At 58.2% G+C, this 25,965-nt stretch carries 25 protein-coding genes; 13 read left to right on the forward strand and 12 right to left on the reverse strand.

All coding sequences use genetic code 11. The features are described from left to right. The first annotated feature begins 222 nt into the window (after nucleotides 1–222). From ptsP to ACOI7Z_RS02800, 5 genes are all read left to right on the forward strand, one after another. Complete coding sequence (gene ptsP, locus ACOI7Z_RS02780; RefSeq protein ID WP_087849015.1) at nucleotides 223–2,724, forward strand: phosphoenolpyruvate--protein phosphotransferase; 2,502 nt, start codon at nucleotides 223–225, stop codon at nucleotides 2,722–2,724. 274 nt (nucleotides 2,725–2,998) lie between these two features. Then, nucleotides 2,999–4,735 carry an FAD-dependent oxidoreductase gene (locus ACOI7Z_RS02785; RefSeq protein WP_087849014.1) on the forward strand — a complete coding sequence of 579 codons (1,737 nt, stop codon included), beginning with the start codon at nucleotides 2,999–3,001 and terminating at the stop codon, nucleotides 4,733–4,735. Between the two features lie 85 nt (nucleotides 4,736–4,820). Beyond that, on the forward strand, nucleotides 4,821–5,576 hold the full coding sequence (locus tag ACOI7Z_RS02790; protein WP_023289080.1) for an SDR family NAD(P)-dependent oxidoreductase: 756 nt from the start codon (nucleotides 4,821–4,823) through the stop codon (nucleotides 5,574–5,576). Between the two features lie 24 nt (nucleotides 5,577–5,600). Beyond that, complete coding sequence (locus ACOI7Z_RS02795; RefSeq protein WP_137916177.1) at nucleotides 5,601–6,464, forward strand: IclR family transcriptional regulator; 864 nt, start codon at nucleotides 5,601–5,603, stop codon at nucleotides 6,462–6,464. Next, complete coding sequence (locus ACOI7Z_RS02800; protein ID WP_170927826.1) at nucleotides 6,451–7,278, forward strand: IclR family transcriptional regulator; 828 nt, start codon at nucleotides 6,451–6,453, stop codon at nucleotides 7,276–7,278. The genes ACOI7Z_RS02795 and ACOI7Z_RS02800 overlap by 14 nt, the downstream gene beginning before the upstream one ends. Before the next feature lie 21 nt (nucleotides 7,279–7,299). On the opposite strand, the gene ACOI7Z_RS02805 is transcribed toward ACOI7Z_RS02800, so the two are convergent. Next, a complete protein-coding gene (locus ACOI7Z_RS02805; protein WP_087849011.1) occupies nucleotides 7,300–8,433 on the reverse strand; it encodes a tartrate dehydrogenase in 1,134 nt (377 codons plus the stop codon). An 82-nt stretch (nucleotides 8,434–8,515) separates the two neighbouring features. On the opposite strand from ACOI7Z_RS02805, the gene ACOI7Z_RS02810 reads away from it, so the two are divergent. Continuing rightward, on the forward strand, nucleotides 8,516–9,478 hold the full coding sequence (locus tag ACOI7Z_RS02810; RefSeq protein ID WP_168380164.1) for a LysR substrate-binding domain-containing protein: 963 nt from the start codon (nucleotides 8,516–8,518) through the stop codon (nucleotides 9,476–9,478). On the opposite strand, the gene ACOI7Z_RS02815 is transcribed toward ACOI7Z_RS02810, so the two are convergent. The 4 genes from ACOI7Z_RS02815 to puuD all read right to left on the reverse strand — a co-directional run bounded on the left by ACOI7Z_RS02815 (nucleotide 9,475) and on the right by puuD (nucleotide 13,901). Beyond that, nucleotides 9,475–10,755 carry an NAD(P)/FAD-dependent oxidoreductase gene (locus ACOI7Z_RS02815; protein ID WP_023289085.1) on the reverse strand — a complete coding sequence of 427 codons (1,281 nt, stop codon included), beginning with the start codon at nucleotides 10,753–10,755 and terminating at the stop codon, nucleotides 9,475–9,477. The two genes, ACOI7Z_RS02810 and ACOI7Z_RS02815, sit on opposite strands and share 4 nt — an antisense overlap. 2 nt (nucleotides 10,756–10,757) lie before the next feature. Then, entirely contained in the window at nucleotides 10,758–12,245 is a 1,488-nt protein-coding gene (gene puuC, locus ACOI7Z_RS02820; protein WP_032455303.1) for an aldehyde dehydrogenase PuuC, read from the reverse strand. Nucleotides 12,246–12,565: 320 nt separating this feature from the next. After that, entirely contained in the window at nucleotides 12,566–13,123 is a 558-nt protein-coding gene (gene puuR, locus ACOI7Z_RS02825; RefSeq protein ID WP_420701947.1) for an HTH-type transcriptional regulator PuuR, read from the reverse strand. 25 nt (nucleotides 13,124–13,148) lie between these two features. Next, nucleotides 13,149–13,901: a gamma-glutamyl-gamma-aminobutyrate hydrolase gene (gene puuD / locus ACOI7Z_RS02830; protein WP_072199196.1), complete on the reverse strand. Its 753-nt coding sequence runs from the start codon at nucleotides 13,899–13,901 to the stop codon at nucleotides 13,149–13,151. A gap of 225 nt (nucleotides 13,902–14,126) precedes the next feature. Here puuD and ACOI7Z_RS02835 point away from each other — a divergent pair, with 225 nt between their 5' ends. From ACOI7Z_RS02835 to ACOI7Z_RS02845, 3 genes are all read left to right on the forward strand, one after another. Next, nucleotides 14,127–15,548, forward strand: coding sequence for a glutamine synthetase family protein (locus tag ACOI7Z_RS02835; RefSeq protein ID WP_002898595.1), 1,422 nt, complete (start codon nucleotides 14,127–14,129; stop codon nucleotides 15,546–15,548). A gap of 181 nt (nucleotides 15,549–15,729) precedes the next feature. After that, nucleotides 15,730–15,912: a hypothetical protein gene (locus ACOI7Z_RS02840; protein ID WP_418887452.1), complete on the forward strand. Its 183-nt coding sequence runs from the start codon at nucleotides 15,730–15,732 to the stop codon at nucleotides 15,910–15,912. Beyond that, complete coding sequence (locus ACOI7Z_RS02845) at nucleotides 15,902–17,293, forward strand: APC family permease (RefSeq protein ID WP_023289089.1); 1,392 nt, start codon at nucleotides 15,902–15,904, stop codon at nucleotides 17,291–17,293. Before ACOI7Z_RS02840 ends, ACOI7Z_RS02845 begins: the two co-directional genes overlap by 11 nt. A 118-nt stretch (nucleotides 17,294–17,411) precedes the next feature. On the opposite strand, the gene ACOI7Z_RS02850 is transcribed toward ACOI7Z_RS02845, so the two are convergent. Beyond that, nucleotides 17,412–17,534, reverse strand: coding sequence for a small membrane protein (locus tag ACOI7Z_RS02850; protein WP_002898600.1), 123 nt, complete (start codon nucleotides 17,532–17,534; stop codon nucleotides 17,412–17,414). Nucleotides 17,535–17,789: 255 nt separating this feature from the next. On the opposite strand from ACOI7Z_RS02850, the gene ACOI7Z_RS02855 reads away from it, so the two are divergent. Further along, entirely contained in the window at nucleotides 17,790–18,011 is a 222-nt protein-coding gene (locus ACOI7Z_RS02855) for a hypothetical protein (protein ID WP_023289090.1), read from the forward strand. A 1-nt stretch (nucleotide 18,012) separates the two neighbouring features. On the opposite strand, the gene ACOI7Z_RS02860 is transcribed toward ACOI7Z_RS02855, so the two are convergent. Together ACOI7Z_RS02860 and ACOI7Z_RS02865 are read right to left on the reverse strand one after the other, a co-directional pair. Further along, complete coding sequence (locus ACOI7Z_RS02860) at nucleotides 18,013–18,801, reverse strand: SDR family NAD(P)-dependent oxidoreductase (RefSeq protein ID WP_044522002.1); 789 nt, start codon at nucleotides 18,799–18,801, stop codon at nucleotides 18,013–18,015. Nucleotides 18,802–18,916: 115 nt separating this feature from the next. Next, on the reverse strand, nucleotides 18,917–19,366 hold the full coding sequence (locus tag ACOI7Z_RS02865) for a winged helix-turn-helix transcriptional regulator (protein WP_048334647.1): 450 nt from the start codon (nucleotides 19,364–19,366) through the stop codon (nucleotides 18,917–18,919). A gap of 152 nt (nucleotides 19,367–19,518) precedes the next feature. Here ACOI7Z_RS02865 and agp point away from each other — a divergent pair, with 152 nt between their 5' ends. Next, nucleotides 19,519–20,766 carry a bifunctional glucose-1-phosphatase/inositol phosphatase gene (agp, locus tag ACOI7Z_RS02870; protein WP_077271457.1) on the forward strand — a complete coding sequence of 416 codons (1,248 nt, stop codon included), beginning with the start codon at nucleotides 19,519–19,521 and terminating at the stop codon, nucleotides 20,764–20,766. Between the two features lie 66 nt (nucleotides 20,767–20,832). On the opposite strand, the gene ACOI7Z_RS02875 is transcribed toward agp, so the two are convergent. Together ACOI7Z_RS02875 and wrbA are read right to left on the reverse strand one after the other, a co-directional pair. Continuing rightward, nucleotides 20,833–21,060, reverse strand: coding sequence for a YccJ family protein (locus tag ACOI7Z_RS02875; protein ID WP_008805934.1), 228 nt, complete (start codon nucleotides 21,058–21,060; stop codon nucleotides 20,833–20,835). Between the two features lie 20 nt (nucleotides 21,061–21,080). Then, nucleotides 21,081–21,677: an NAD(P)H:quinone oxidoreductase gene (gene wrbA, locus ACOI7Z_RS02880; RefSeq protein WP_002898704.1), complete on the reverse strand. Its 597-nt coding sequence runs from the start codon at nucleotides 21,675–21,677 to the stop codon at nucleotides 21,081–21,083. Between the two features lie 435 nt (nucleotides 21,678–22,112). On the opposite strand from wrbA, the gene ACOI7Z_RS02885 reads away from it, so the two are divergent. Both ACOI7Z_RS02885 and ACOI7Z_RS02890 read left to right on the forward strand, forming a co-directional pair. After that, nucleotides 22,113–22,286: a general stress protein gene (locus ACOI7Z_RS02885; RefSeq protein WP_002898708.1), complete on the forward strand. Its 174-nt coding sequence runs from the start codon at nucleotides 22,113–22,115 to the stop codon at nucleotides 22,284–22,286. 165 nt (nucleotides 22,287–22,451) lie between these two features. Continuing rightward, nucleotides 22,452–23,390, forward strand: a complete 939-nt coding sequence (locus tag ACOI7Z_RS02890; RefSeq protein ID WP_087849009.1) for a DMT family transporter — start codon at nucleotides 22,452–22,454, stop codon at nucleotides 23,388–23,390. Nucleotides 23,391–24,120: 730 nt separating this feature from the next. Here ACOI7Z_RS02890 and rutG read toward each other — a convergent pair. Together rutG and rutF are read right to left on the reverse strand one after the other, a co-directional pair. Next, nucleotides 24,121–25,443 (reverse strand): pyrimidine utilization transport protein G, encoded by a 1,323-nt coding sequence (rutG, locus tag ACOI7Z_RS02895; RefSeq protein ID WP_087849007.1) that lies wholly within the window; start codon nucleotides 25,441–25,443, stop codon nucleotides 24,121–24,123. Nucleotides 25,444–25,464: 21 nt separating this feature from the next. After that, nucleotides 25,465–25,959, reverse strand: coding sequence for an NADH-dependent FMN reductase RutF (gene rutF / locus ACOI7Z_RS02900; RefSeq protein ID WP_065805206.1), 495 nt, complete (start codon nucleotides 25,957–25,959; stop codon nucleotides 25,465–25,467). Between the last annotated feature and the right edge of the window lie 6 nt (nucleotides 25,960–25,965).

Consider the following 25,965-nt stretch of genomic DNA (forward strand, 5'->3'; position numbering starts at 1 on the left):
GTGCATTTACTGGATATTTGTAAGGTTAGAAAAGAATTGCGATCAACCTCAAATCTTAGTGATGACAGGAGGAGTGAGTGCTAAAAGGGTGGAATTGTGATGGCGGGCATAAAAAAGTATCGTGTGTACAATAGTCCAGTAATTGCCAGTTTTGTCACCTAGTCCACTTGACCATCTTTCATTACCTTTTGGGGAATTAATGGATTACTCAGGAGGAAGGCGATGGCTTTGGTCATTGAATTTACATGTGATTTGCCCAACGGCGTGCATGCGCGTCCGGCCAGTCTGGTCGAAACGCTGTGTAACCGTTTTTCATCGGCAATTGAGTGGCGGAACCTGCGCTGCGATACCGGTGGCAATGCCAAAAGCGCGTTGGCGGTCATCGGCACGAACACCCTGAAGGGCGACACCTGCCAGCTGCTTATCAGCGGCGAAGATGAAGCCGAGGCTTACGCCGCGTTAACGGCCTTTCTGCGTGATGAATTTCCTCACTGCGACACGCCGCTGCCTACGGCACAAGCGCTGGACGTCCAGCCGGTGCCGGAGTCACTCTCACGCCTGAACCCGACGCTGTTCCATGCCAGTCCGGTCTGCGCCGGCAGCGCGGGGGGCAGGCTCATCCATCTAAAATCCCGCGATTTGCACGAGCTTGGCGCACTGCCCGTCGCCAGCAGTCCTGAACAGGAGCAGGCGGCACTGGATAACGGCCTGCGCCTGCTGGTGAAAGATATCGAACTGCGGCTGCTGGACAATGACGGTACCGCCAGCGCGATACTGGAAGCTCACCGTTCGCTGGCGACGGATGCCTCGCTGCGCCAGCATCTGCTCGGCGGGATCCTCACCGGTCTCAGCTGCGCCCAGGCGATCGTCGCCACCAGCGACCACTTCTGCGCCCAGTTCCGCGATTCCGGCAGCAGCTATCTGCAGGAGCGAGTGCTGGATGTGCGCGATGTCTGCTTCCAGCTGTTGCAGCATATCTACGGCGAAGCCCGTTTCCCGGCGCCGGGTCAACTGCGGGAAGCCGCCATTTGCCTTGCCGACGAACTCACCCCCAGTCAGTTCCTCGAACTGGATAAAACGCATCTCAAAGGGCTGCTGCTGCGCAGCGGCGGCACTACGTCGCACACCGTGATCCTCGCCCGCTCATTCAATATCCCGACCCTGGTGGGGGTTGACCTCGACGCACTGTTGCCGTGGGAGGATACCCAGGTGCAGATCGACGGCAACGCGGGGCTACTGGTGGTCGACCTGAGTCCGGCGGTGGCGCGCTACTATCAGCAGGAGTCGTGGGTTCAGGCGCAGATCCAGCAACAGCAGCAGGTATGGCTGGATAAGGCGGGGCAGACGGAAGACGGTATTCGCGTCGAGATCGCGGCGAACATCGCCCATTCGGTAGAGGCGGTGGCGGCCTTCAACAACGGCGCGCAGTCGGTTGGCCTGTTTCGCACGGAGATGCTCTATATGGACCGGCCCGGCGCGCCATCGGAAGACGAACTCTACAACATTTTCTGCCAGGCGCTGGAGCCTGCCGCCGGGCGCAGCATTATCGTGCGGACTATGGATATCGGCGGTGATAAGCCGGTGGCCTACCTCAACATTCCGGCGGAAAATAACCCCTTCCTCGGCTACCGCGCGGTGCGCATCTATGAAGAGTACCAGGCGCTGTTTCATACTCAGCTGCGGGCGATTCTACGCGCTTCGGCGCACGGCTCGCTGAAGATCATGATCCCGATGATTTCCTCAATGGAAGAAATCCTGTGGGTGAAAGAGCGGTTGGCGGAGGCCAAACAGTCGCTGCGCGTCGAACAGATCCCGTTTGATGAAAAAATCCCGCTGGGCATCATGCTGGAGGTGCCGTCGGTGATGTTCATCATCGATCAGTGCTGCGAAGAGGTGGACTTCTTTAGCATCGGCAGCAATGACTTAACGCAGTATTTGCTGGCGGTCGACCGGGATAACGCGAAAGTGACGCGCCATTACAACAGTCTCAACCCGGCCTTCCTGCGTGCGCTGGACTATGCCGTGCAGGCGGCGCACCGGCAGGGGAAATGGATCGGCCTGTGCGGCGAGCTGGGGGCCAAAGGTTCGGTGCTGCCGCTGCTGGTCGGCCTCGGCCTGGATGAACTGAGCATGAGCGCGCCGACGATCCCGGCGACCAAAGCGCGTCTGGCGCAGCTGGACAGCCGCGCCTGCCGTCAGCTGCTGAATCAGGCGATGCAGTGCCGTACCTCGCTGGAAGTGGAGCATCTGTTGGCCCAGTTCCGCATGCGCCAGCAGGATGTGCCGTTGATTAGCCGCCAGTGCATCACCCTCAACAGTGACTGGCGCAGCAAGGAGGAGGTGCTGAAGGGGATGACGGATAACCTGCTGCTGGCCGGGCGCTGCCGCTATCCACGCAAGCTGGAGGCCGATCTCTGGGCCCGCGAGGCGGTGTTCTCCACCGGGCTGGGCTTCAGTTTTGCCATTCCGCACAGTAAATCCGAGCATATTGAGCAGTCGACCATTAGCGTCGCCCGCCTGGCGCAGCCGGTGAAGTGGGGTGATGAAGAAGCGCAGTTTGTGATTATGCTGACGCTAAACAAGCATTCGGCGGGCGACCAGCATATGCGCATCTTCTCGCGTCTGGCGCGGCGCATTATGCACGCCGAGTTCCGCCAGGCGCTGGTATCCGCAGAGAGCAGCGAGGCTATCGCAACGTTGCTCCAGCGTGAGCTTGAGATTTAAACTACTGAACTTTAGGGTTTTTTATCGTTTTTTTGCACTGCCCATTTTATTTGCAATGAATTTTGCTGTGATTTCATTCCCCGTCACTCCTCTCTCACTTACCTCAGACCACACCGAAAGGTGTGGTTTTTTTATACATTTTTGTAACATCGATCGCAAATTTATAATTACACAATAACAAATTGTTTGATCATTATGTAATTCAGCGTTAGTTTGCCTGCGAAGAAAATCCATATTGACCGTCCGGGGTGGGCGAGAAACAAAGGGGGATTCGATGACTAAAGAGCAAGAGTTTCACTGCGACGTACTGGTGGTCGGTAGCGGTGCGGCAGGTATGTCAGCGGCAGTAAGTGCGGCACATCAGGGGCTGAATGTACTGATTGTGGAAAAAGCAGCGCGTTTCGGTGGCACTGCTGCCCGATCTGGTGGGTGGGTATGGATCCCGGGCAGCGATCAGGCTAAAGCCTGGGGCCATCTTGATTCAATTGAGTCGGTGAAGCGTTACTTAAAGCATGAAGGGGGTGCCAGCTATAACGAAGAACGAGTGGATGCATTCTTGCGTCATGGCCCGCAAGCCGCCGCCTTCTTTAGCCAGGATACCGCAGTCAAATTTGAAATGCCTCTCACTTTCCCTGATTACCATGCTGAAGCTCCCGGGGCAGCGCAGGGAGGACGCTCCATGGTGGCGAAGCCGTTCGATGCTCGTCAGTTGGGGAAACATTTGGCCCAATTGGAACCTCCGCTACCTGAATTGACAGTGTTTGGCATGATGATTGGGTCGGGCAACGATATTCGCCACTTTATGAAAGCGACGCGTTCGCTGGAGTCCGCCATCTACGCCACGAAGCGTTTAACTAAACATTTTTGGCAAACGTTGACCTGTGGACGAGGCATGACCTTAACCAACGGTAATGCTCTGATGGGCAGATTAGCTAAATCGGTCTTTGATAAGAATGTGCCGCTCTGGCTGAATTCACCCGTCAGGGAGTTGATCCTTAAAGAGGGGGCGGTCATTGGCGCACAGGTAGAAAAGGAAGGATCGTTATATACGGTCTACGCATCGCGCGGTGTGGTGCTGGCCGCCGGCGGTTTTTCTCATGATATTAAGAGACGAAGCGAACACTATCCCCATACGCCAACCGGGAAGGAACACTGGAGCCCGACAGCCGAAACCAATACCGGCGACAGCCTGAATATGTTTGAAAATATCGGTGGGAGAGTCGATAGCCATTTGCCAAACGCCGCCGCATGGGCACCGATATCGTTAACCCGACGACCGGACGGCGGTCAGGGAGTGATGCCACACTTTATTGATCGGGCAAAGCCAGGCGTTATCGCGGTGACTCGTCAGGGACGCCGTTTCACTAACGAAGCCAACTCCTATCATGATTTCGTGCAGGCAATGATCAACGTTAGGGATGCGAAAAGTGAAGTTTGTGCCTGGTTAGTTTGCGATCGCCGAACTCTCAGACGCTACGGGCTGGGATGTGTCGCGCCATTTCCGCTACCGTTGAAACGCCATTTGACCTCCGGCTATCTCCTTGAAGGGCGCACGCTGGAAGCATTGGCGGAAAAAGCGGGCATTGAGGTGGCACAGTTTAAGGCGACGGTGGAGGAATATAACCGTTATGCCGCCTACGGTCAGGATCCGATCTTTGGTAAAGGTTCAAAAGCCTATAACCGTTATCAGGGCGATGCTTTGCATAATCCTAATCCTTGCATCAATACCATTGAGCGCGGGCCTTTTTATGCGGTGAAGGTTTTACCTGGTGATATCGGGACCTACAACGGTATCCCGGTTGATGCGGATAACCGTGTTCTGGATCAGCAGAAGAAGCCCATCCGCGGCCTGTTCGCCATTGGTAACGATGCCACTAGCATCATGGGCGGTAATTACCCGGGGGCAGGTATTACCCTGGGACCGGCATTAACTTTCGGATATGCCGTGGGTCAGTATTTGGCTCACTGCAGCACCCCTTCAGTCTCCGAGACGATAAAAAAAGCATCCTGATGCTTTAGCGATTTTTCTTGCCTCCGGATGCGCTCTTTCACGCATCCGGAAGGATGGGTTATTACTCTTGTTGAAGAACACGATTATGCAAATTGCACCATTATTTGATTTAAGCGGTAAGAAAATACTCATCACCGGGGCGGCAAAAGGTAATGGTGCCGCCTTAGCGCGCGGGATGTCGGATGCTGGGGCAGAAGTCATATTGGTCGATGTCGATGACAAAGGCGTGCAGCGTTTAGCAGATACGTTTAGAGCAGAAGGGCGATTAGCCAGTGCGTACCGGCTTGACGTTAGCCAGATCGAAGGATGTCTGCAGCTTGCTGAGGAGGTAGGGGATATCGATGTATTAATCAATAATGCAGGACTGTTGAAGCGGATCCCCTTTGCATCGGCATCTGTTTACGAGGCCTTTGCCGTCACGCTCGCCGTGAATGTTCATGGTCCTTTTAATATGACCCGTGCATTTTTACCTGCCTTAAAAAGACGGCGTGGAAATATTATTAATATTGCTTCTATCCAGTCCTTTGTCGCCGCACCAACCTCACCCACCTATGCCATCTCTAAAGGCGCGCTGGCGCAGTTAACCCGGACGCTTGCTGCGGAACTGGCGACGGATAATATACGTGTAAACGCCATTGCTCCGGGAATGATCGCGACAGAAATGTCGGCAAGTACAAGGGATAATGAAGAGGTTATGCAGCGTTTTTTGCAGCACGTGCCGATGAAGCGTGCCGCGCAACCTGATGAACTTATTGGCCCTGCGACTTTTCTCGCTTCGTCTGCTGCCAGCTATGTGACCGGTGTGATATTGCCTGTAGACGGAGGATATCTGGTGAGCTGATGGATTACCGTTGCGTTGAGGCTGGTGAGTGAAGCATCCCAAAACATATTGTTAGCACCTGATGCCCAAGATAAAGTACCGCTTCATAACAACCTGACAGCAGCGGTAAGTGCTATGAAATCAGAATCGCGTGGGATCCAGAGCGTGGAAATCGCCGGGCAAATTTTACGATTACTGGTGGACCATTCCCGTCCCTTAACGCTCAGCGAAATAGCTGAGCGGGCAGGGACAACTTCTGCGCAAATTCATAACTATCTGGTAAGCATGACGCGCGTGGGTCTGCTTAAGCGTGACCCACAAAGTCAGAAGTTTGAACCAGGGGCACTAGCCCTCCGTTTAGGCGTCGCAGCCCTACATAGCCAGTCGGTAGTGGAAGAGGCTATTGCTCATATTGCAGCGTTGGGACAGCGTTTAAACGTCAATATGTTTCTTTCCGTGTGGGGACGTTTTGGCCCGCTGGTCATTGACTATCGTGAGCATGGTGCAGTGATGAATATTGGTTTTCGCCTGGGAAGCGTACTTTCTCTGACCCAGACAGCGACAGGAAAACTTTTCGCCGCTTATCACGATCGCGAACAGTGTACCGAGGTAATTAACCAGCAGATGTTTACGCGCGATAAGCTGGATGATTATCTCTCCCCGGCTTTTCAGCAACAATTGGCCGCCATCAGGAGAGACAAAATATCGATTGCACAGTCTTACCCGTTGGCATCAATTACCAGCCTTGCTGTCCCGGTGTTTGCGGCTGACAACTCGCTTACCCTGACGATCAGCGCGTTTGCGGCCGCTCATGATTTGATAGGTGAGCGCTTAACGATGGTGAGCAATGCTCTTCAAGCGCTCGCCGCCTCCCTTTCATGCAATGAGATCGCTTATGAATCACGTTGATAATGATAAGAACTCGCGTGGAGTGCAGTCGGTTGAAACAGCCGCCTTGATGTTAGAGTTCCTCACAGGCCAACAGGGTGGTGTGCCGCTAAAAAAGATTGCCCAGGCTGTCGGTATGAGTCCGGCACGGGCTTTCCCGTATCTTATAAGCCTGGTACGTAGTGGACTGGTGACAAAGGATGATGCACGAGGGCTTTATCTGCCCGGCGAACTGTCACAGCAGTTAGGAATGCTGGCTCTGCATTTACACCGCCCTTACGATACCGCTGAACATACGTTGAAGATCTTAAACCTGGAATCCGGACATAGTGCTGCCCTGAGCGTTTGGGGGAACATGGGACCAACGGTCGTGCGCGTTGAAGAGAGTCGTTATAGCGTATATCCGGAAATTCGAATCGGGTCGGTGATGTCGCTGGAGCAGACCTCCATTGGTCAGGTATTTTCCGCCTGGATGCCGGAGGAGATCGTTCGCGAGGCGTGGGAGGCGGAGTATTGGCGACGTGAGCACCGTGCGGCGCCGAAAACGGCTATGGCGGCATTCTTTGCGAAGTTAGAGGCTGTTCGTCAGGCCGGGTGCGACTTCAAGCAAAATGTTCCTGCGCCAGGATTGAGTTCCGTGAGCGCGCCGGTTTTTGATCTCAGTGGTTCAATAGCTTACGCGTTGACCTTGTTTGATGAAAGTGGGGTCATTGATGTGAGCCCCGGCGGTGCAGCCCAACAAGTGTTGCGCCATCATGCATACTGCCTGTCGGCAGCGCTGGGGCTACGGATTGATTATCCCACTGGTGATTTAGCGGTTACCTCAACGCGTTGAGTGTCTCTAGTGTGCCTCGCATCAATGGTCGCTACTCGGGCTGGTTTTCCTGGCCGTCATTGGAACGACCTCACTCAGCACAGCCAGGCAAACCGCGTCGCCTACCTGTTGGGTGGAGGCAGAGCCCTGCATATCCGGCGTCTTCGGCCCGCTGGCGATCGTCTGCTCAATTGCCGCCAGGATGCCGTTGTGCGCGGCGTGATAGCGCGCATCGCCGTTCCCGAGAAAATCAAGCATCATCGCCCCGGCCCATATGGTGGCGATCGGATTGGCGATATTTTTACCGTAGATATCCGGCGCTGAACCGTGGACCGGCTCGAACAGCGACGGGAAGGTGCGCTCCGGGTTGAGATTGGCCGATGGCGCAATACCAATGGTACCGGTGCAGGCCGGGCCGAGATCGGAGAGAATATCACCGAACAGATTGGAGCCGACGACCACGTCAAACCGCTCCGGCTGCAGCACGAAGCGGGCGCAGAGAATATCGATATGCTGCTTGTCCCAGCGGATCTCGGGATAGTTTTTGGCCATCTCCTCCACCCGCTCATCCCAGTAGGGCATGCTGATGGCCAGCCCGTTGGATTTCGTCGCCGAGGTCAGCGTTTTGCGCGGGCGGCTTTGCGCCAGCTCGAAGGCGTAGCGCAGGATACGGTCAACGCCCCGGCGGGTAAAGATCGACTCCTGAATCACCACTTCATGCTCGGTGCCTTCATTGGCGCGCCCGCCCAGAGCGGAATATTCGCCTTCGGTGTTCTCGCGCACCACGTAGAAATCGATATCGCCAGCCTTTTTCCCCGCCAGCGGGCAGGGGACGCCGGGGAACAGGCGCACCGGGCGCAGGTTGACGTACTGATCGAACTCGCGGCGGAACTTCAGCAGCGACCCCCACAGCGAGATATGATCCGGGACGGTATCCGGCCAGCCGACGGCGCCAAAGTAGATGGCGTCGAACCCCTGTAACTGCTCGCGCCAGTCGTCCGGCATCATCTTACCGTGATGAGCATAATATTCGCAGCTTGCCCACTCCATCTGCTCGAAGCTCAGCGCCAGATCCCACCGTTGCGCGGCGGCTTTCAGTACGCGGATCCCTTCAGGCAGAACTTCTTTGCCAATTCCGTCACCCGGGATGGCGGCAATACGACAGGTTTTTTTCATTCCGGTTCTCACTTTTTAGCGATGATGTTTGACCACCTGCTTATCCTATAATTGACTGATTCATAATTAATCACGCTAACTGGTGAAACATAAAACACAGATCATGAATAATCTGCCGCTGCTGAATGATTTACGCGTCTTTATGCTGGTCGCCCGCCGGGCCGGGTTTGCCGCCGCCGCTGAGGAGCTGGGCGTATCGCCGGCTTTCGTCAGCAAGCGGGTTTCGCTGCTGGAGCAAACCCTGAATGTGCTGTTGCTGCACCGGACCACCCGCCGGGTCACCATTACCGAAGAGGGAGAGCGGATCTACGAGTGGGCGCAGCGCATTCTGCAGGATGTCGATGAGATGATGGACGAGCTCTCCGATGTGCGTCAGGTGCCGCAGGGAACGCTGCGGATTATCAGCAGCTTCGGCTTTGGCCGCCGGGTGGTGGCCCCCGCGCTGTCGGCGCTGGCGCTTCAGTACCCGCAGCTGGAGCTGCGTTTTGATGTTCAGGACCGGCTGGTGGATTTAGTCAATGAAGGGGTGGATCTCGATATTCGCCTCGGCGACGATATCGCGCCGAATCTGATTGCCCGCCAGCTGGCGCGCAATCACCGCGTGCTCTGCGCGTCGCCGCAGTTCCTCGCCCGCCATGCGCCGCCGAAACAGCTGAGCGATCTGGCGGCTCTGCCGTGCCTGGTGATTAAAGAGCGGGATCATCCGTTCGGCGTCTGGCAGCTGCATAGCAAAGAGGGCCAGCACGCCATCAAAGTGACCGGGCCGCTGTCGTCCAACCATGGCGAAATTGTTCATCAGTGGTGTCTGGACGGGCAGGGGATTGCGCTCCGTTCGTGGTGGGACGTCAGGGAGAATATCGCCAGCGGGCATCTGGTGCAGGTGCTGCCGGACTACTGGCAACCGGCCAACGTCTGGGCGGTTTACGTCTCCCGCCTGGCGACGTCGGCTAAAATTCGCACCACCGTGGAGTTTCTGCGCCACTATTTCCAGCAACACTATCCGCAGCATGAGCCGACGGCCAGGGCCGTCGGCAAAGGCGATTAAACCCCAAGGCGGTCGCGCAGGCTGTAGTAGGCGGCGCCCATCGCGGTAAAGGGGATACGCAGGCTGCGGCCGCCCGGGAACGGGTAGTGCGGCAGTTTGGCAAAGGCGTCGAAACGCTCGGCGTCGCCGCGCAGCAGTTCCGAAATCAATCGTCCGGCGAGGTGGGTACAGGTGACCCCATGCCCGCTGTAGCCCTGCATGTAGTAGATGTTGCTATCCAGGCGACCAAACTGCGGCATCCGCGACAAGGTCAGCAGGAAGTTGCCCGTCCAGCGGTAGTCAATCTTCACCCCCTGCAGCTGTGGGAAGGTTTTCAGCAGCTTTGGCATAATCAGCCGCTCCACATCGTCCGGGTCGCGGGCGCCGTAGACCACGCCGCCGCCGTACAGCAGGCGGTTATCGCCGGTCAGACGGTAGTAGTCCAGCAGGTAGTTACAGTCTTCCACACAGTAGTTTTTCGGGATCAGCGAGCGGGCGACCTCCTCCGACAGCGGCGCGGTGGTGACCACCTGGGTGCCGCACGGCATGCTGCGCTTCGCCAGCTCCGGCTCCAGTTTGTCACCGAGATAGGCGTTGCCGGCGACAATCACATAGCGGGCAGTGACCTGGCCGCGGGCGGTGCTGACCACTGCCGGGCTGGTGTGCTGGATGCGGGTGACCGGCGACTGCTCATACACCCGGCCGCCGTTCAGGCGAATAGCGTCCGCTTCGCCGATGGCGAGGTTGAGCGGGTGAATATGGCCGCCGCTGTGGTCGAGCAGGGCGCCGACGTAGCGGTCGCTATCCACTTCGCGACGAATCGCCTCTCTGTCCAGCAGCTCCAGCTGCGTGTTGCCGTAGCGCTCCCAGTTGGCTTTCTGTTCTTCCAGCGTCTCCAGCTGTTTATGGTTCATCGCCACGAACAGGCCGCCCGGTCGGTAATCGCACTGGATCTGATAGCGCTGGATGCGTTCGCGGATAATATCGCCGCCTTCGAACATCATGCTGCCGAGCATTTTTGCTGCATCCGGGCCGTAGTTTTTTTCAATCACGTCGATATCGCGGCTGTAGGAGTTAACCAACTGACCGCCGTTGCGGCCGCTGGCGCCGAAGCCGATGCGCGCCCCTTCAAGCACCACCACGTCGTAGCCCATTTCGGCAAGATGCAGGGCAGATGAGAGGCCGGTGTAGCCGCCGCCGACGACGCAGACGTCGCAGCTTATCGATTCGTCCAGCGTCGGAAAGGGTTCATATTTGTTGGCGCTGGCGGCGTAATAGCTGGTGGTATGTTCGGTCATGATTAAGACTCCAGGGCAATCCAGATGGTTTTCAGTTCGGTGAATTTTTCCAGAGCGTGCAGCGACTTATCGCGCCCGTTGCCGCTCTGTTTGTAACCGCCGAAGGGGACGGTCATATCACCATCGTTATAGTTGTTGACGAAGACCGAACCGGCCTTAAGGCGGCGGCTCATGCGGTGGGCGCGTGAGAGATCGCGAGTCCATACCGCGGCGCCGAGGCCGTAGTCGCTGTCGTTGGCAAGCCGCAGTGCCTCGTCTTCGCTTTTGAATCGCGTCACCACCAGCACCGGGCCGAAGATCTCTTCCCGGCTGAGGGTGGAAGCCGGGTCGACGTCAATGAAAATGGTCGGGCCGACGGCGGCAGGCCATGGATTTTTCCGCCCGTCGAGGAACAGCGTGCTTTTACTTTCGCCGCCGCGAATAAAACTGTGCACGCTGTCGGCATGGGTGTTGTCAATCAGCATGCCCATGGTGGTGTTTGGGTCGAGCGGGTTGCCCGGCTGCCAATGTTGCGCTTCGGTTTTCAGTCGCGCCAGGAACTCGTCGGCGATGCTCTCCTCCAGCAGCAGGCGAGTGCCGGCGATGCACACCTGGCCCTGGTTGTAGAAGATGCCGCCGGCGGTGGCGCTGACCGCTTTTTGCAGATCCGGGCAGTCGGCGAAGACGATGTTGGCGCTCTTACCGCCCGCTTCCAGCCACACACGCTTCATATTGCTGTCGCCGGCGTCTTTCAGCAGCTGCTTGCCGGTGCGGGTGGAGCCGGTAAAGGTAATGACCTCCACGTCAGGATGCAGGGCGAGCGCCTGTCCGGCCTCGTGACCAAAGCCGCTGACCACGTTCAGCACGCCGTCCGGCAGGCCAGCCTCTTTCGCCAGCCCGGCGAGGCGCAGGGCGGTGAGCGGCGATTTTTCCGACGGCTTAAGGATCACGCTGTTGCCTGCCGCCAGCGCCGGACCGAGCTTCCAGCAGGCCAGCAGCAGCGGGAAGTTCCATGGCACCACCGCGGCGATGACGCCAATCGGTTCGCGGACGATCATCGCCAGCTCGTTGCTGCCGGTGGGGGCCACTTCGCCATAGACTTTATCCAGCGCTTCGGCATACCAGCGGATGGCGCGGGCGGCGCCGGGAATATCGTCGCGCAGGCTGTGGCGAATCGGTTTGCCGGTATCCAGCGTTTCCAGCAGCGCCAGCTCTTCGCGGTGGGCCTCCATCAGGTCGGCGAAGCGTGTGAGAACCGCTTTACGCTGCGCGGGGGCGGCCTGTGACCAGTCGCCGTTATCAAAGACCCGGCGCGCGGCCTTCACCGCCAGCTCGACGTCGGCTTTTTTGCCGCGGGCGACATGGGCTAACGTTTGCTGCGCGGCAGGGTCAATGGTTTCAAAGGTGGTATTATCGACCGCGGCGCAATATTCGCCGTTAATAAATAATCGTGTTTCAATGGCCAGGCTTTTCGCTTTTTCCTGCCAGTAAGCCAGGTGCTGAAAATTCATCATGACTCCTTAAAAACATTATCGGCAAATTAATCATTTCGGCGTTTTCAGGCTGCACGGGGGCGCTGCGCCAGGCGCAGGGCATCGTGAATCCCCGGAGTTGAATACCGTTTTATTGCCCTAAATTTCGGCAGGTTGTCTGCATGCCGAATAATTCAGGGACGAGTCGCCATTCACGGCGTTAATTATTTCAGGGCCAGCAGGAAATAGGATCCCCTTCCGGCACAAACGTTATGACGGCGAGTTTTTCGCGGCGACGAAAATAAAATTTCCGCCGTCGCAGGTCTGAAGAAAGCCTGAACCTCGTTCAGGCTAACTATTCAGAATGTGGTGGGGGTGTGGGCACTGATGATGCGGCAGATGCCTGCCGCGGTGTTGCTGAAGCTGTGCGGGATGCCGGTGTTAATGGCATAGCTCTGTCCAGCCACCAGGTGGTACGACTGACCGTTAATGGTCAGCACGATCTCCCCCTCCAGTATGGTGCCTATCTCCTCACCCTGATGCTTAATCCTCTCCCCGGTCGTGGTTCCAGGCTGGTAAGTTTCAAAAATCATCGCCAGCGTACGGTTCGGATTTCCGTTATGAACCAGCTTCATGGAAACGCCCTGACTGCCCATTTCGATAAGGTCATCCTGATTAATGACCACCTGGGGTTCGTCCGGCTTTTCGGGTTCAGAAAAGAATTCCGAGAGCGACAGCCCATAGACTTTCAGCAGCTTTTGCAGCGTACTGATGGCGGGACTGACTTTGTCCTGCTCTATGGTGCTGATGGCACTATGTGTTAACCCAGACAGTTCGGCGGCACGACGCTGCGAGAGACCCAGCTGTTGGCGGATCTCTGACAGACGTTTCCCTGGCGCCAGTCCGTCATCGCTCATATTTGCATTTCCTTAACGGTAGTGGTCAGCGCCGCCGCTTTTCAGCATGATGGCCCTGACAGGCGGTGATAAAACCATCAAACAACATACGCGACAGGGCGTATTCGCTACTGTTCCATTCAGGATGCCACTGTACGCCCAGCGCGAAAGGGTGATCGTTCACGCTGACCGCTTCCACCAGTCCATCCGGCGCTCGCGCCTCCACGCGCAGCTGCGGACTCAGGGTTTTTGCCCCTTGTCCGTGTAGCGAGTTTACCCAAAACGTGTTGCAGCCCGGTATCAATTGCGACAGCAATCCTCCTTCCTGAACCTCAACCTGATGGGACGGGGCATACTGCTGCTCGACGGGCAGTTCAGGATCTTCGCGATGCTCCAGCAGCTCAGGCTGCTCGAACAGACGACGATACAGAGTCCCACCGGTGGCGACAACCAGTTCCTGCAGTCCACGACAGATGGCGAAAATGGGGATGCGCCTTTCGAGTGCGGCGTTAATCAGCGCCATGCTCAGAAGATCACGCCCGGGGTCGGCGTCAGGCTCATCGCCGTTTTCACCATAAAGGTGCGGCTGCACGTTACTGGGGCTGCCTGGCAGGTATATCCCGTCCAGTTTATCGACTAACGCGTTCAGCAGCTCCGGCTCCGCCAGCGCATGCGGCAGGGCGATCGGCAGTCCGCCGGCGTTAACAATTGCATTCAGGTACTTTTCTTGCAAGGTCTGGGTCTGGTGACCCTTAAGCCTGTTTCTACACATCACGACGCCAATAACTGGCTTGTACATTATATTTTCCATGATCGCCCTCACAAAGTGGACTAAATTATGACCGCTATAGCGGGTTTAACGGCCATATCGTTCAATATTTTCTCAATCTAGCAGTGGAAATAGCCCTTTGCAAACTTAATTTAACATTTGACAAACAATTTATTTGCATACACAGTCGATGGGGTGGACATTATATTTAACGGTCTGAGTGCAGGACCGAAACCAAACCAACGGCGGTGAATCATGGAAACCAATATCGTAGAAGTTGAGAATTTTGTTCAGCAAACGGAAGAGAGACGGGTCAGCGCGTTCGCGAAAGAAGTGAAGCGCTACCTCGAAACCTACCCTGATACCCAATATGTCGATGTCCTCCTTACTGACCTGAACGGCTGCTTCCGCGGCAAGCGCATCCCCGTTGCCGGCCTGAGCAAGCTGGAGAAAGGCTGTTATTTTCCGGCCTCGGTGTTTGCGATGGATATTCTCGGCAACGTCGTGGAAGAGGCCGGTCTGGGCCAGGAGATGGGCGAGCCGGATCGCAGCTGCATCCCGGTGCCCGGTACCTTAACGCCTTCAGCGGCCGATCCGCAGTCGATAGCCCAGGTACAGCTGACCATGGTTGATGAAGATGGCGCTCCCTTTGACGTTGAGCCGCGGAACGTACTCAACCGCCTCTGGCAGCAGCTGCGCCAGCGCGGGCTGTTCCCCGTGGTAGCGGTAGAGCTGGAGTTCTATTTACTGGACCGCAAACGCGATGCCGAAGGCTACCTGCAGCCGCCGTGCGCGCCGGGCACCGACGATCGCAACACCCAAAGCCAGGTCTACTCGGTCGATAACCTGAACCACTTTGCCGACGTGCTCAACGACATCGACGAGCTGGCGAAACTGCAGCTGATCCCCGCCGACGGCGCGGTGGCCGAAGCCTCGCCGGGCCAGTTTGAAATCAATCTCCACCATACCGATAACGTGCTGGACGCCTGCGATGATGCGCTGGCGTTAAAACGTCTCGTGCGTTTAATGGCGGAGAAGCATAAGATGCACGCCACTTTTATGGCCAAGCCTTATGAAGAGCATGCGGGCAGCGGGATGCATATCCACATCAGCATGCTGAACAATAAAGGGGAAAACGTGCTGGTGGACGGCGACGGGGAAGACTCCGCGCTGCTCAAACGCGCGCTGGCCGGGATGATCGATCTGATGCCGGCCTCGATGGCGCTGCTGGCGCCGAACGTGAACTCGTATCGCCGCTTCCAGCCGGGGATGTATGTCCCGACGCAGGCTTCCTGGGGCCATAACAACCGTACCGTGGCGCTGCGGATCCCGTGCGGCGAGCGGCAGAACCACCGCGTGGAGTATCGCGTGGCGGGAGCGGACGCCAACCCGTATCTGGTGATGGCGGCGATTTTCGCCGGTATCCTGCACGGGCTGGATAACCCTCAGCTGCCTTTGCAGGAAGAGGTGGAAGGTAACGGCCTGGAACAAGAAGGGCTGCCGTTCCCGATCCGTCAGAGCGACGCGCTGTGGGAGTTTATGCAGAACGATCACCTGCGTGAGCGTCTCGGCGAGCGTTTCTGCCACGTTTTCCATGCCTGCAAGCATGATGAATTATTGCAGTTTGAGCGTCTTATCACAGAAACTGAAATTGAGTGGATGTTGAAAAACGCCTGATGGTCGCCCCGCGAGGGGCGCATGAGTTGAGTCATGAGTAGCATCATACGGCCTGAGCGGAGCCTGGTCGTCCTTTTTGCTGGGAGCCCAGCCATTTCCCGGATGTCGCGTTAAGGAGCGCAGGCGGCAACGGGGCTTCAGTTAACGACACAGTGTGTGACGAGGAAATGAGATGATGCAGATGTTCAAATATCCGCAGGGAGAGGGAGGCCGCTCAGGCCGCATTGGATGCCAGCCAGCAACCGCTCACCGGTCCGTCTTACCCTTTTATTTATGCCTTACCCCCTTGCTAAGCAGGTTTGTCACGCGAACGTTGTGCCCGCAAACTGTTATCCGCAAGGGGGGAATGGTCGATGGCAATTAATCTTCCTGCGCATAACGCCGCTCAGGCGGGCAGACCGCGTCTGCGTAAATCCCTCAAACTCTGGCAAGTGGTGATGATGGGGCTCGCCTATCTGACGCCGATGACGGTGTTTGATACCTTCGGCATTGTCTCCGGCATCAGCAACGGCCACGTCCCGGCGTCGTATTTGCTGGCGCTGGCTGGCGTGCTGTTCACCGCCATCAGCTACGGCAAACTGGTGCGCCAGTTCCCGGAAGCCGGCTCCGCCTACACCTACGCGCAAAAATCCATCAGCCCGCACGTCGGCTTTATGGTCGGCTGGTCGTCGCTGCTGGATTATCTGTTCCTGCCGATGATCAACGTCCTGCTGGCGAAGATCTATCTCTCGGCGCTGTTCCCGGAAGTACCGCCGTGGGTGTGGGTGGTGACCTTTGTCGCCATTCTTACCGCCGCGAACCTGAAAAGCGTTAACCTGGTGGCCAACTTCAACACCCTGTTCGTGTTGGTGCAGATCTCGATTATGGTGGTGTTTGTCATTCTGGTGGTCCAGGGGCTGCACAAAGGCGAGGGGGTAGGGACCGTCTGGTCGCTGCAGCCGTTTATCAGCCAGAATGCGCATCTGATCCCGATTATTACCGGGGCGACCATCGTCTGCTTTTCGTTTCTCGGTTTCGACGCGGTGACCACGCTGTCGGAAGAGACGCCTGACGCCGCGCGGGTGATCCCGAAGGCGATTTTTCTCACCGCGATGTACGGCGGCATTATTTTCATCGTCGCGTCGTTCTTTATGCAGCTGTTTTTCCCGGATATTCATCGCTTTAAAGACCCGGACGCCGCGCTGCCGGAGATTGCGCTGTACGTGGGCGGCAAGCTGTTCCAGTCAATTTTCCTCTGCACCACCTTTGTTAACACCCTGGCGTCCGGCCTGGCGTCCCATGCCAGCGTCTCCCGTCTGCTGTACGTGATGGGCCGGGATAACGTCTTCCCGGAGCGCATTTTCGGCTATGTGCATCCGAAATGGCGCACCCCGGCGTTGAACGTGATTATGGTGGGTATTGTCGCGCTGTCGGCGCTGTTCTTCGACCTGGTGACCGCCACCGCGTTGATTAACTTCGGCGCGCTGGTGGCCTTCACCTTCGTTAACCTGTCGGTGTTCAACCACTTCTGGCGGCGCAAAGGGTACAACAAAACCTGGAAGGATCGACTGCACTATCTGCTACTGCCGATGGTCGGGGCGTTGACGGTAGGGGTGCTGTGGATCAACCTCGAGGCCACTTCCCTGACGCTCGGTCTGGTCTGGGCGGCGCTTGGTCTGCTGTATCTGGCTTATCTGACCCGTCGCTTCCGTAAACCGCCGCCGCAGTTCGATGCCGCCAAGGCGGAGCAGGCCTGGGAGTCCTAGAGCCTGACGCAGAAACCGAACAAAGGCAGGCCCGCAGGCCTGCCTTTGTTATGGCATCGGTAAGGGACAGTACAGGATGGTAAAGAAATCAGCAGAAAACGGCGGAGAACGGAAGGTATTATTTCTTCTTTTTATGGACAGGTAACTGACTGGCGCGCCGCTCTTTGAGGTACGACACCAGACTGTAGATGGCGACGCCCAGCAGCGCCACCGCGACGATAAAGAGAATAAGACCCGACATAGACCAACCTAAAATTCTGTTTAGAAAGGGAAAAAGATACAGGGCTCAGTTGAAGATAACATCGGGATATGTCTGAAAGATGACGCCTCATCGCGGGAATATCCGCCGCAGGGGTTGTGATAAAATATTTCCCGCAGGAATGTGACAGCCTGGGTTTCAGCTGAAAGGGCGTAACACTCCGTTAAGTGATTTTACAGAAGTGCGGCCAGCAGCGGGTTACGCTGAACGCGAATTAGAATGATCTGAGAGCAAGACATGTATAAGAAAACCCTCAGCCTGCTGGGTGTGGCGCTGGCGCTGACGGCCTTCGCCAGTCAGGCTGAAAATGAACGTCAGGCGATCCGCGAGCGGATCGTGGAGCAGGTCCTGAAACCGTGTGAAGGTAAAAAAGCGGGCGATAAGGTGGTGATCACCGATCGCCGCGGCGGCGAGCACGAGGCGATCTGTACCCTGGCGGCGGTTCCACTGCCGGAGTGAGTTAGCGATATCGCGGCGCCGGTTGCCCGGTTCGCGCGCTGGTAAACAGCGCCAGTCGCGTCTGCTCGAAAGCCTCCCACAATCCCAGGTCATGCACGGGCGGTAAGGTGACCTTTTCCCCCATCTCCAGTCCTCTGAGGGCGGCGTCAACCAGATCCTCGGTGGTCATGACCGTACCGGTGGGCAGGGCGTCCAGCGCCACGCCGGAGGTCGGCCACAGATCGGTGGCGGTCGCCGCCGGCAATACCGCCTGAATACGCACGCCGCTGTCGGCAAACTCATCCTGCAGGCCACGGGTAAAGCTCAACACCCACGCTTTGCTGGCGCTGTAGACCGCGCTGCCCGGCAGCGTATGCAGCGCAAGAATAGAGGCAATATTGATCAGCGTTCCGCGGCCCCGGGGAGCGAAAGCGGCCAGCGCGGCATAGCTCAGGCGCAGGAGCGCGGTGGTGTTGAGCGTATGAATCGCCTGGTGCTCGCGCGGCGTACTGGCGAGAAAGCCCGCCATTTTTGCCGTGCCGGCGTTGTTGATGAACAGGTCAATGGCGGGATCGTGCTGCAGACGCTGCTCCACGGCTTCAATGCCTTGCTCCTCGCTCAGGTCGGCCTTGACGATGCTGGCCCGGATGGCGTAGCGCGCCTGCAGCTGCCCGGCGAGCGCCTGCAGCCGATCTTCACGGCGGGCGGCGAGGATCAGATCGTAGCCGCGAGCGGCGAGTCGTTCGGCATAGATCGCGCCGATACCTGAGGAAGCGCCGGTGATAAAAGCAGTGTGCGATGACTGGGACATGAGTATTGCCTCTTAAAAGGTTGCATTATTAAACCAAATTCAGCATGAGATACTTGGTTTAATAATGCAACCATTTTGCCGGGCTTTTTTTATTTTTGCCTGCCGCGGGCAGCGATTAGTCGTTCAGCGGAACGGCGATGGTGATATCCGCCGGGGCCAGCTCACGGCCATCCGCCGACTGCAGGACCAGTTTACGCAGGGGCTGGCGCTGCTGGCGGTCAATGAGCCGGGTTGCCGGTTCGTCAGGATCGAACAGATAGTCATCCGCCCACTGGGAAAGGGCAACCAGCACGGTCTGCAGGGCGCGGCCCTTATCCGTCAGGACGTACTCCTGCCAGGCGCTGCCGTCGGAGGCCGGCTGCAGACGCAGGATGCCTTCATCCACCAGCATTTTCAGGCGTCCGGCGAGCATATTTTTGGCAATGCCGAGGTTTTTCTGGAATTCACTAAAACGGCACGCCCCGCGCAGGGCATCGCGGACGATAAGCAGCGACCACCAGTCACCGATAACGTCGAGGGAGCGGGCGACAGGACAGCAGCTGTTTTCAAGACGGGTACGTTTCACGAAAGCCTCCGGGTTAGTTGTTTCATTATAAAACTATTTGGTCGGCAGAGGAAATTTTCGGCGGCGGTCTAAGTTTGCGAGCGAATGCCAGGAAAAATGGCATAAATCCGTCACAATTAACCCGATGATAATAAATGACTAAGGATGAAGGGATGAAAAAACGTCTACTCGCCGCCGCCGTAGCCGGCGCGGTCATGTTATCCGCCGGCGCTCTGGCGCAGGACACGGCCGCCCCGGAGGGGTATCAGCTGCAGCAGGTGCTGATCATGAGTCGTCACAACCTGCGCGCGCCGCTGGCCAATAACGGTAGCGTGCTGGAGCAGTCCACCGCCAAAGCCTGGCCGCAATGGGATGTGCCGGGCGGCCAGCTGACCACCAAGGGTGGCGTGCTGGAGGTGTATATGGGCCACTATATGCGCGAATGGCTGGCGCAGCAGAAGCTGGTGACCAGCGGCGAGTGCCCGCCGGAAAACGCTGTTTACGCCTACGCTAACAGCCTGCAGCGCACCGTCGCCACCGCGCAGTTCTTTATCACCGGCGCGTTCCCGGGCTGCGGCATTGCGGTGCATCATCAGCCGCAGATGGGCACCATGGACCCGACCTTCAACCCGGTTATCACCGACGACTCCCCGGCGTTTCGTGAGAAAGCGCTGCAGGCGATGGAAAAAGAGCGCCAGGGGTTGCAGTTGACCGAGAGTTACAAGCTGCTGGAGACGATGATCGATTACCGCAACTCGCCCTCCTGCAAAGAGAAGCAGGTCTGTTCCCTGAGCGAGGGTAAAGATACTTTTAGCGCCGGTTATCAGCAGGAGCCGGGGGTGTCCGGGCCGCTGAAGGTGGGCAACTCGCTGGTGGACGCCTTCACCCTGCAATATTATGAAGGCTTCCCCAAAGACCAGGTGGCGTGGGGGGAGATCACCAGCGATAAGCAGTGGCAGGTGCTGTCGAAGCTGAAAAACGGCTATCAGGATAGTCTGTTTACTTCGGTGGCGGTGGCGCAAAACGTGGCCAAGCCGCTGGTCAACTATATCGATAACGCGCTGGTGGGCGAGGGGGCCAGCAAGGCGAAAGTCACGCTGCTGGTGGGACACGACTCGAATATTGCCTCGCTGCTGACGGCGCTGGACTTTAAGCCCTATCAACTGCCCGGCCAGTATGAGCGCACGCCTATCGGCGGCAAACTGCTGTTTCAACGCTGGCACGACAGCGGCAGCAACCGCGATCTGATGAAGATTGAGTATGTCTACCAGAGCACCGAGCAGCTGCGTAATGCCGACCCATTGACGTTGCAGACCCCGCCGCAGCGGGTCACGCTGGCGCTTAACGGCTGCCCGGTCGATGACCAGGGTTTCTGTCCGCTGGAGACCTTTAAAAAGGTGATCAACGAGGCGGCGAAATAACGAAAAAACCCGGAGCAATCCGGGTTTTTTAGCAGGTTAGGGTGAGACTCGGCAGGGATAAACGTCCTAGACGTTTTTACGCTCAATCGTCTGTTCACCCCAGAACAGCGCATCTTTATCGGTTTTGGCAAAGGCCAGCGCCAGCACTTCGTCGCTGCCTTCCTCCCAGATTTGCTCCGCCAGTTTTTCATCATAGTGGGCGACTTCGAAAATCGCCTCGGCGATCTCCGGCGAGGTGTTACGTAAACTTGCCCATTCGCCGACGCGATGTGCTTTTGCTTCTTGAGTTGGCATAGTGCTCCTCCTGCGGAAGATTAGCCGTGCAGTTTAACGGCCAGTTTGGCGACATGTTCACCCTGATAGCGGGCGATGGCTAACTCTTCCTCGCTTGGCTGACGCGAGCCGTCGCCGCCGGCAATAGTGGTTGCGCCATAAGGCGTCCCGCCGCGGACCTGGGAGATATCGAACAGCTCCTGGGCGCCGTAGCCGATCGGCACGATGATCATGCCGTGGTGGGCCAGCGTCGTCCAGGTGGAGGTAATGGTTTGTTCCTGGCCGCCGCCGGTGCCGGTTGAGCTGAATACGCTGGCGATCTTGCCATACAGCGCGCCGGATGCCCACAGGCCGCCGGTCTGATCGAGGAAGGTGCGCATTTGTCCGGACATATTGCCGAAACGAGTCGGGGTACCAAAGATGATGGCGTCATACTCAGCCAGTTCCTGCGGCGTAGCGACAGGCGCGTTTTGCGTTTTACCGCCTGCTTTGGCAAACGCTTCTGCCTGCATGGTTTCCGGCACGCGCTTCACAACCACCTCAACGCCGTCCACCCGGTTCGCCCCATCGGCGACGGCGTGAGCCATGGTTTCAATGTGTCCATACATGGAATAATAAAGCACCAGAATTTTAGCCATTTCCATCACTCCTCGGTTGCATTATAAGCCAGCCAAATAGCTGGTACCTTTAAAGATAAAGCCTCTGCCGAAGAGTGCAAATCCAACGGGCATTTATTTGATTTATAACAAAATGACAAAGCATTATTTACTTTTCCTTGCGCAGCGCGGCCTGAGCGGCGGAGAAGCGGGAAGCGATGCCTCCGCCATTCTGGCCGGTGCGGCGAGGATGTAGCATCAGGATACATTTTCGCTAACTATTTTTTCTTCGTCAGCAGAGGAGGTTAGCGCCATCACGCGCCGCGAGGGGATTTTTTTCGCCAGGCTTTGTTTCTGAATGTGACATTTGCCATCGTCAGCGGCAGTCATTCACTAACCTTATAGATACGCGGCAGGACAGCGGCGTCGCCGCTCCCGCGTAATGCACTATGATGTCTAACCTAATGGAGGTCAGTAATGGCAAACCATCGTGGCGGTTCTGGCAACTTTGCTGAGGACCGTGAAAGAGCATCAGAAGCAGGACGTAAAGGTGGCCAGCATAGCGGGGGGAATTTTAAAAATGACCCTCAGCGCGCCTCAGAGGCTGGTAAAAAAGGGGGTAAAAACAGTCACGGTAGTCGTGAGAGTTAACGCGCGACTCGCACTGTTCTCTTTGATGCGGTGTTAATCTCCCCGACCCAACCGCATCGCCCTCGCCGCCGGCATCAGCCGGCGGTTTTTTTTTTAGCTGCCAGAGGTTGCGCTCCCGCCGGGCCGATTGCACACTGGTCGCCCGTTAATCGTCATGGCTGTTTTATGTCTTCGTTAAAATTCTCCGTTAGCCGCCAGGAAGCGCTCCTTATCTTGATCACCATGTTCTGGGGAGGGACCTTCCTTGCCGTGCAGTATGCGGTCAGCCTCAGCGGGCCGCTGTTTTTTGTCGGCCTGCGTTTCGCGACCGCCGCGCTGGCGGTGGGTCTGCTCTCGCTGCGCACCCTGCACGGTATGACATGGCTGGAGGTGAAGGCGGGGGTGGCGATTGGCGTGGCGATTGCGCTGGGGTATGGGCTGCAGACCTGGGGACTGCAGTCGATCTCCAGCAGTAAGTCTGCCTTTATCACGGCGATGTATGTGCCGCTGGTGCCGCTGCTGCAGTGGCTGTGCCTGGGTCGTATGCCGGGGGTGATGTCCTGCGTGGGGATTGTGCTGGCCTTTATCGGTTTGATCCTGCTGGCCGGGCCGGAAAACAATCTGCTGGCGCTTGGCGTGGGGGAGATGATCACGCTGGCGAGCGCGCTGGCGATTGCCGCGGAGATTATCCTTATCAGCGCCTGGGCCGGGAAAGTGGATGTTCGGCGGGTGACGGTGGTGCAGCTGGCGACCGCGTCGCTGGTGGCTTTCGCCGCCATGAAGCCGGCCGGTGAGTCAGTGCCGCCGTTGACGCCGGCGCTGCTCGGCGTGGCGCTGGGGCTGGGCATTTTCAGCGCGATCATTCAGGTGACCATGAACTGGGCGCAGCGCAGCGTCTCGCCGACGCGGGCCACGCTGATCTATACCGGCGAACCGGTGTGGGCCGGTATTTTTGGCCGGTTGGCCGGTGAGCGTCTGCCGCTGCTGGCCCTCCTCGGCTGCGTCTTTATCCTCGCGGGAGTGCTGGTGAGCGAGCTGAAGTGGAAGCGCAAACCGCCGCCGCAGATGTCAACGAATAACGATGCGCAGCCGCTCCCGGACCTGGCCGATCGTCGCGAGCCGTAATCTTTCCTTGTGCCCCGGCAGCGGCGCTTATTCTGGCTGGTACTCGTCCGGCTCTGATTGTCTGTAGGCCCGCGCAAGCGCAGAGCCGCCGGGCGATGGCATCAGGCACGGCGTCGCTTTTATGCCGGGTGGCGGTTGCGCCTTACCCGGCCTACGTCCGTACGACCTGTTATTAATTTAACCACTTGCGCGACTGAAACTGCCGGTGCTGGCGGCCTCAAAATCGCTGAGACGTTCCCGGAAGGCCGGGGCAGCCCGCATGGATGCGGGCTGAGGGCCGTGTTTTGCAGGGACGCTGCCTCGGCCCGACCCGAAGCCTGCAGGGATAAGTCGAAGGGACCACGCAGTGGCGATTTTGCTGGCCGGAGCCCGGGGGTACAGGGGGCGGCGGCGACTGGCCGCCCCCTGTGCGCTCCCTGCGCCAAGCCAGACATAACGCAGAAAATTAACCGGGAGCGCCATCTGCCCGGCATTAACATAGAAGTTGTAGCCCTGCTAAGCGCAGCGCGAGCAGGGAAATATTCGGTTGTACCGTTATTTCGCCGGGTGGCGGCTGCGCCTTACCCGGCCTACGTTCATACGACCTGTCGTTAATTTATTCACCATTGTTGCTGAAACTGCCGGTGCTGACGGCCTCAACATCGCTGAGACGTTCCCTGCAGGCCGGATGGCGGTATAAATGCCTTATCCGGCCCACCCGCTCCCTGCGCCAACGCCGCGCTAATGTGGCTTAAACCGGCGTTACCCTGGCCTCCTTCGCCTCACGCGTCCCGCGATGAAGCAGCGCGTGCAGCAGGATCGCCCCGAAGGTGGCGGTACCAATCCCGCCCAGCGTAAAGCCGCCCAGCGACAGCGCGAAATCGCCGGCGCCCAGCACCAGGGTCACAGACACCATGATCAGATTGCTGTTCTGGCTGAGGTCGACGCGGTTTTGCACCCAGATCCGCGCCCCGGCGACGGCGATCAGGCCAAAGACCACGATCGAGGCGCCGCCGATCACCGGCCCGGGAATGGTGTGGATTAATGCGCCGAATTTCGGCGAGAAGCCCAGCAGCATGGCAATCAGCGCCGCGGCGACAAACACCAGCGTCGAGTAGACCTTGGTCACCGCCATGACGCCGATGTTCTCCGCATAGGTCGTGACCCCGCTGCCGCCGACCGAGCCGGAGAGCATGGTCGCCAGACCATCGCCGACGAAGGCGCGCCCCATGTACGGATCCATATTGCGCCCGGTCATCCCGGCGACGGCCTTCAGGTGCCCGAGGTTCTCGGCCACCAGGATCACCGCGACCGGGGTAATCAACATCATCGCCTGGCCGTTAAAGGATGGGGTGGTAAAGTGCGGCAGCCCGAACCACGCCGCCTGGGCGAGGGGAGAGAAGTCCAGCGGTTTGCCGAGGCCAAAGCCGTTAGCCAGCAGGGCGTACAGCGCGCAGGCGACGATCAGGCCGACCAGGATCAGCAGACGCTGCAGCATTCCGCGGGTAAATACCGCGACTATGCCGATACAGAGCACGGTTAACACCGCCATCCAGCTGTCGAAGGCGCTGGCGGAGACGCTGCGCACGGCAATCGGCGCCAGGTTCAGGCCGATAGCCATCACCACCGCCCCGGTCACCACCGGCGGCATCAGGCGCTCGATCCAGCGGGTGCCGATCTTCATTACCACCAGACCGATCAGGGTATAGACCAGCCCGCAGGCGATGATCCCGCCAAGGGCGACGCTGAGGTGAGGGTTGAGTCCCTGGCCGTTAAAGCCGGTAATGGCGATCACCACCCCGACAAAGGCGGCGCTGGAGCCGAGATAGCTCGGCACCCGTCCGCCGGTGACGACAAAGAACAGCAGGGTGCCGACCCCCGACATCAGTATGGACAGGTTCGGGTCGAGCCCCATCAACAACGGCATCAGCACCGTCGCGCCGAACATCGCAACGGCGTGCTGCACGCCCATCACCAGCGTTTGCCCGGCCGATAAGCGTTCATCGGGCGCGACAACGCCGGATTCGGCGGCGGGGGAGGTCAGCTTCCAGCGAGGAAAATCGAAGAGTGCCATGATGATATCCCGGGTTAAAGGTTAACAAGCGGGTCGCATAAGCGTGTGATAGCCGCGGTCAAACCACATCAGACCCCGGGGTTCCGGGTGACGGGAAATGGCCACGACGTGACAAAACAGAATGTCGTGCGTGCCGACGCTGACGCGCTGGTCGATGCGGCAGTCAAAGCTGACCAGCGCCGCCTCCAGCCGCGGGCAGCCGGTGGCGCCGGTCTGCCAGTCGGCGGCGGCAAAGCGCTCGTCCATCGCCGTTTTACCGCCAAACAGCGTTGACAGCGCCTCCTGTCCCGCCGCCAGAGTATTGACGCACAGCGTGTGGTGTTCGCTGAACACCGGCCACACGGAGGCTGAGCGGTTCAGACAGACCAACAGGGTCGGCGGGGTGTCGGTCACGCTGCAGACCGCGCTGGCGGTAAAGCCCGCCCGGCCCGCCGGGCCATCGGTGGTAATAATGTTAACCGCGGCGCCGACGCGGGCCATGGCGTCACGAAAACTCTCTTTGTCCGCTAACTTCATCGCCAA

The sequence above is a fragment of the Klebsiella sp. C283 genome (genome assembly GCF_048822555.1).
GTDB classification, from domain to species: Bacteria; Pseudomonadota; Gammaproteobacteria; order Enterobacterales; family Enterobacteriaceae; genus Klebsiella; species Klebsiella quasipneumoniae.

Coding starts and splice junctions, on each gene's coding strand:
- ACOI7Z_RS02840 (WP_418887452.1), top strand. CDS start 15,730: ATGTTCAAATATCCGCAGGGAGAGGGAGGCCGCTCAGGCCGCATTGGA.
- ACOI7Z_RS02860 (WP_044522002.1), bottom strand. CDS start 18,801: ATGTCCCAGTCATCGCACACTGCTTTTATCACCGGCGCTTCCTCAGGT.
- ACOI7Z_RS02850 (WP_002898600.1), bottom strand. CDS start 17,534: ATGTCGGGTCTTATTCTCTTTATCGTCGCGGTGGCGCTGCTGGGCGTC.
- ACOI7Z_RS02800 (WP_170927826.1), top strand. CDS start 6,451: ATGAATCACGTTGATAATGATAAGAACTCGCGTGGAGTGCAGTCGGTT.
- rutG (WP_087849007.1), bottom strand. CDS start 25,443: ATGGCACTCTTCGATTTTCCTCGCTGGAAGCTGACCTCCCCCGCCGCC.
- ACOI7Z_RS02890 (WP_087849009.1), top strand. CDS start 22,452: ATGTCTTCGTTAAAATTCTCCGTTAGCCGCCAGGAAGCGCTCCTTATC.
- ACOI7Z_RS02885 (WP_002898708.1), top strand. CDS start 22,113: ATGGCAAACCATCGTGGCGGTTCTGGCAACTTTGCTGAGGACCGTGAA.
- ACOI7Z_RS02790 (WP_023289080.1), top strand. CDS start 4,821: ATGCAAATTGCACCATTATTTGATTTAAGCGGTAAGAAAATACTCATC.
- ACOI7Z_RS02785 (WP_087849014.1), top strand. CDS start 2,999: ATGACTAAAGAGCAAGAGTTTCACTGCGACGTACTGGTGGTCGGTAGC.
- agp (WP_077271457.1), top strand. CDS start 19,519: ATGAAAAAACGTCTACTCGCCGCCGCCGTAGCCGGCGCGGTCATGTTA.
- ACOI7Z_RS02855 (WP_023289090.1), top strand. CDS start 17,790: ATGTATAAGAAAACCCTCAGCCTGCTGGGTGTGGCGCTGGCGCTGACG.
- ACOI7Z_RS02835 (WP_002898595.1), top strand. CDS start 14,127: ATGGAAACCAATATCGTAGAAGTTGAGAATTTTGTTCAGCAAACGGAA.
- ACOI7Z_RS02875 (WP_008805934.1), bottom strand. CDS start 21,060: ATGCCAACTCAAGAAGCAAAAGCACATCGCGTCGGCGAATGGGCAAGT.
- ACOI7Z_RS02815 (WP_023289085.1), bottom strand. CDS start 10,755: ATGACCGAACATACCACCAGCTATTACGCCGCCAGCGCCAACAAATAT.
- puuC (WP_032455303.1), bottom strand. CDS start 12,245: ATGAATTTTCAGCACCTGGCTTACTGGCAGGAAAAAGCGAAAAGCCTG.
- puuD (WP_072199196.1), bottom strand. CDS start 13,901: ATGTACAAGCCAGTTATTGGCGTCGTGATGTGTAGAAACAGGCTTAAG.
- puuR (WP_420701947.1), bottom strand. CDS start 13,123: ATGAGCGATGACGGACTGGCGCCAGGGAAACGTCTGTCAGAGATCCGC.
- ptsP (WP_087849015.1), top strand. CDS start 223: ATGGCTTTGGTCATTGAATTTACATGTGATTTGCCCAACGGCGTGCAT.
- ACOI7Z_RS02845 (WP_023289089.1), top strand. CDS start 15,902: ATGGCAATTAATCTTCCTGCGCATAACGCCGCTCAGGCGGGCAGACCG.
- rutF (WP_065805206.1), bottom strand. CDS start 25,959: ATGAAGTTAGCGGACAAAGAGAGTTTTCGTGACGCCATGGCCCGCGTC.
- ACOI7Z_RS02805 (WP_087849011.1), bottom strand. CDS start 8,433: ATGAAAAAAACCTGTCGTATTGCCGCCATCCCGGGTGACGGAATTGGC.
- wrbA (WP_002898704.1), bottom strand. CDS start 21,677: ATGGCTAAAATTCTGGTGCTTTATTATTCCATGTATGGACACATTGAA.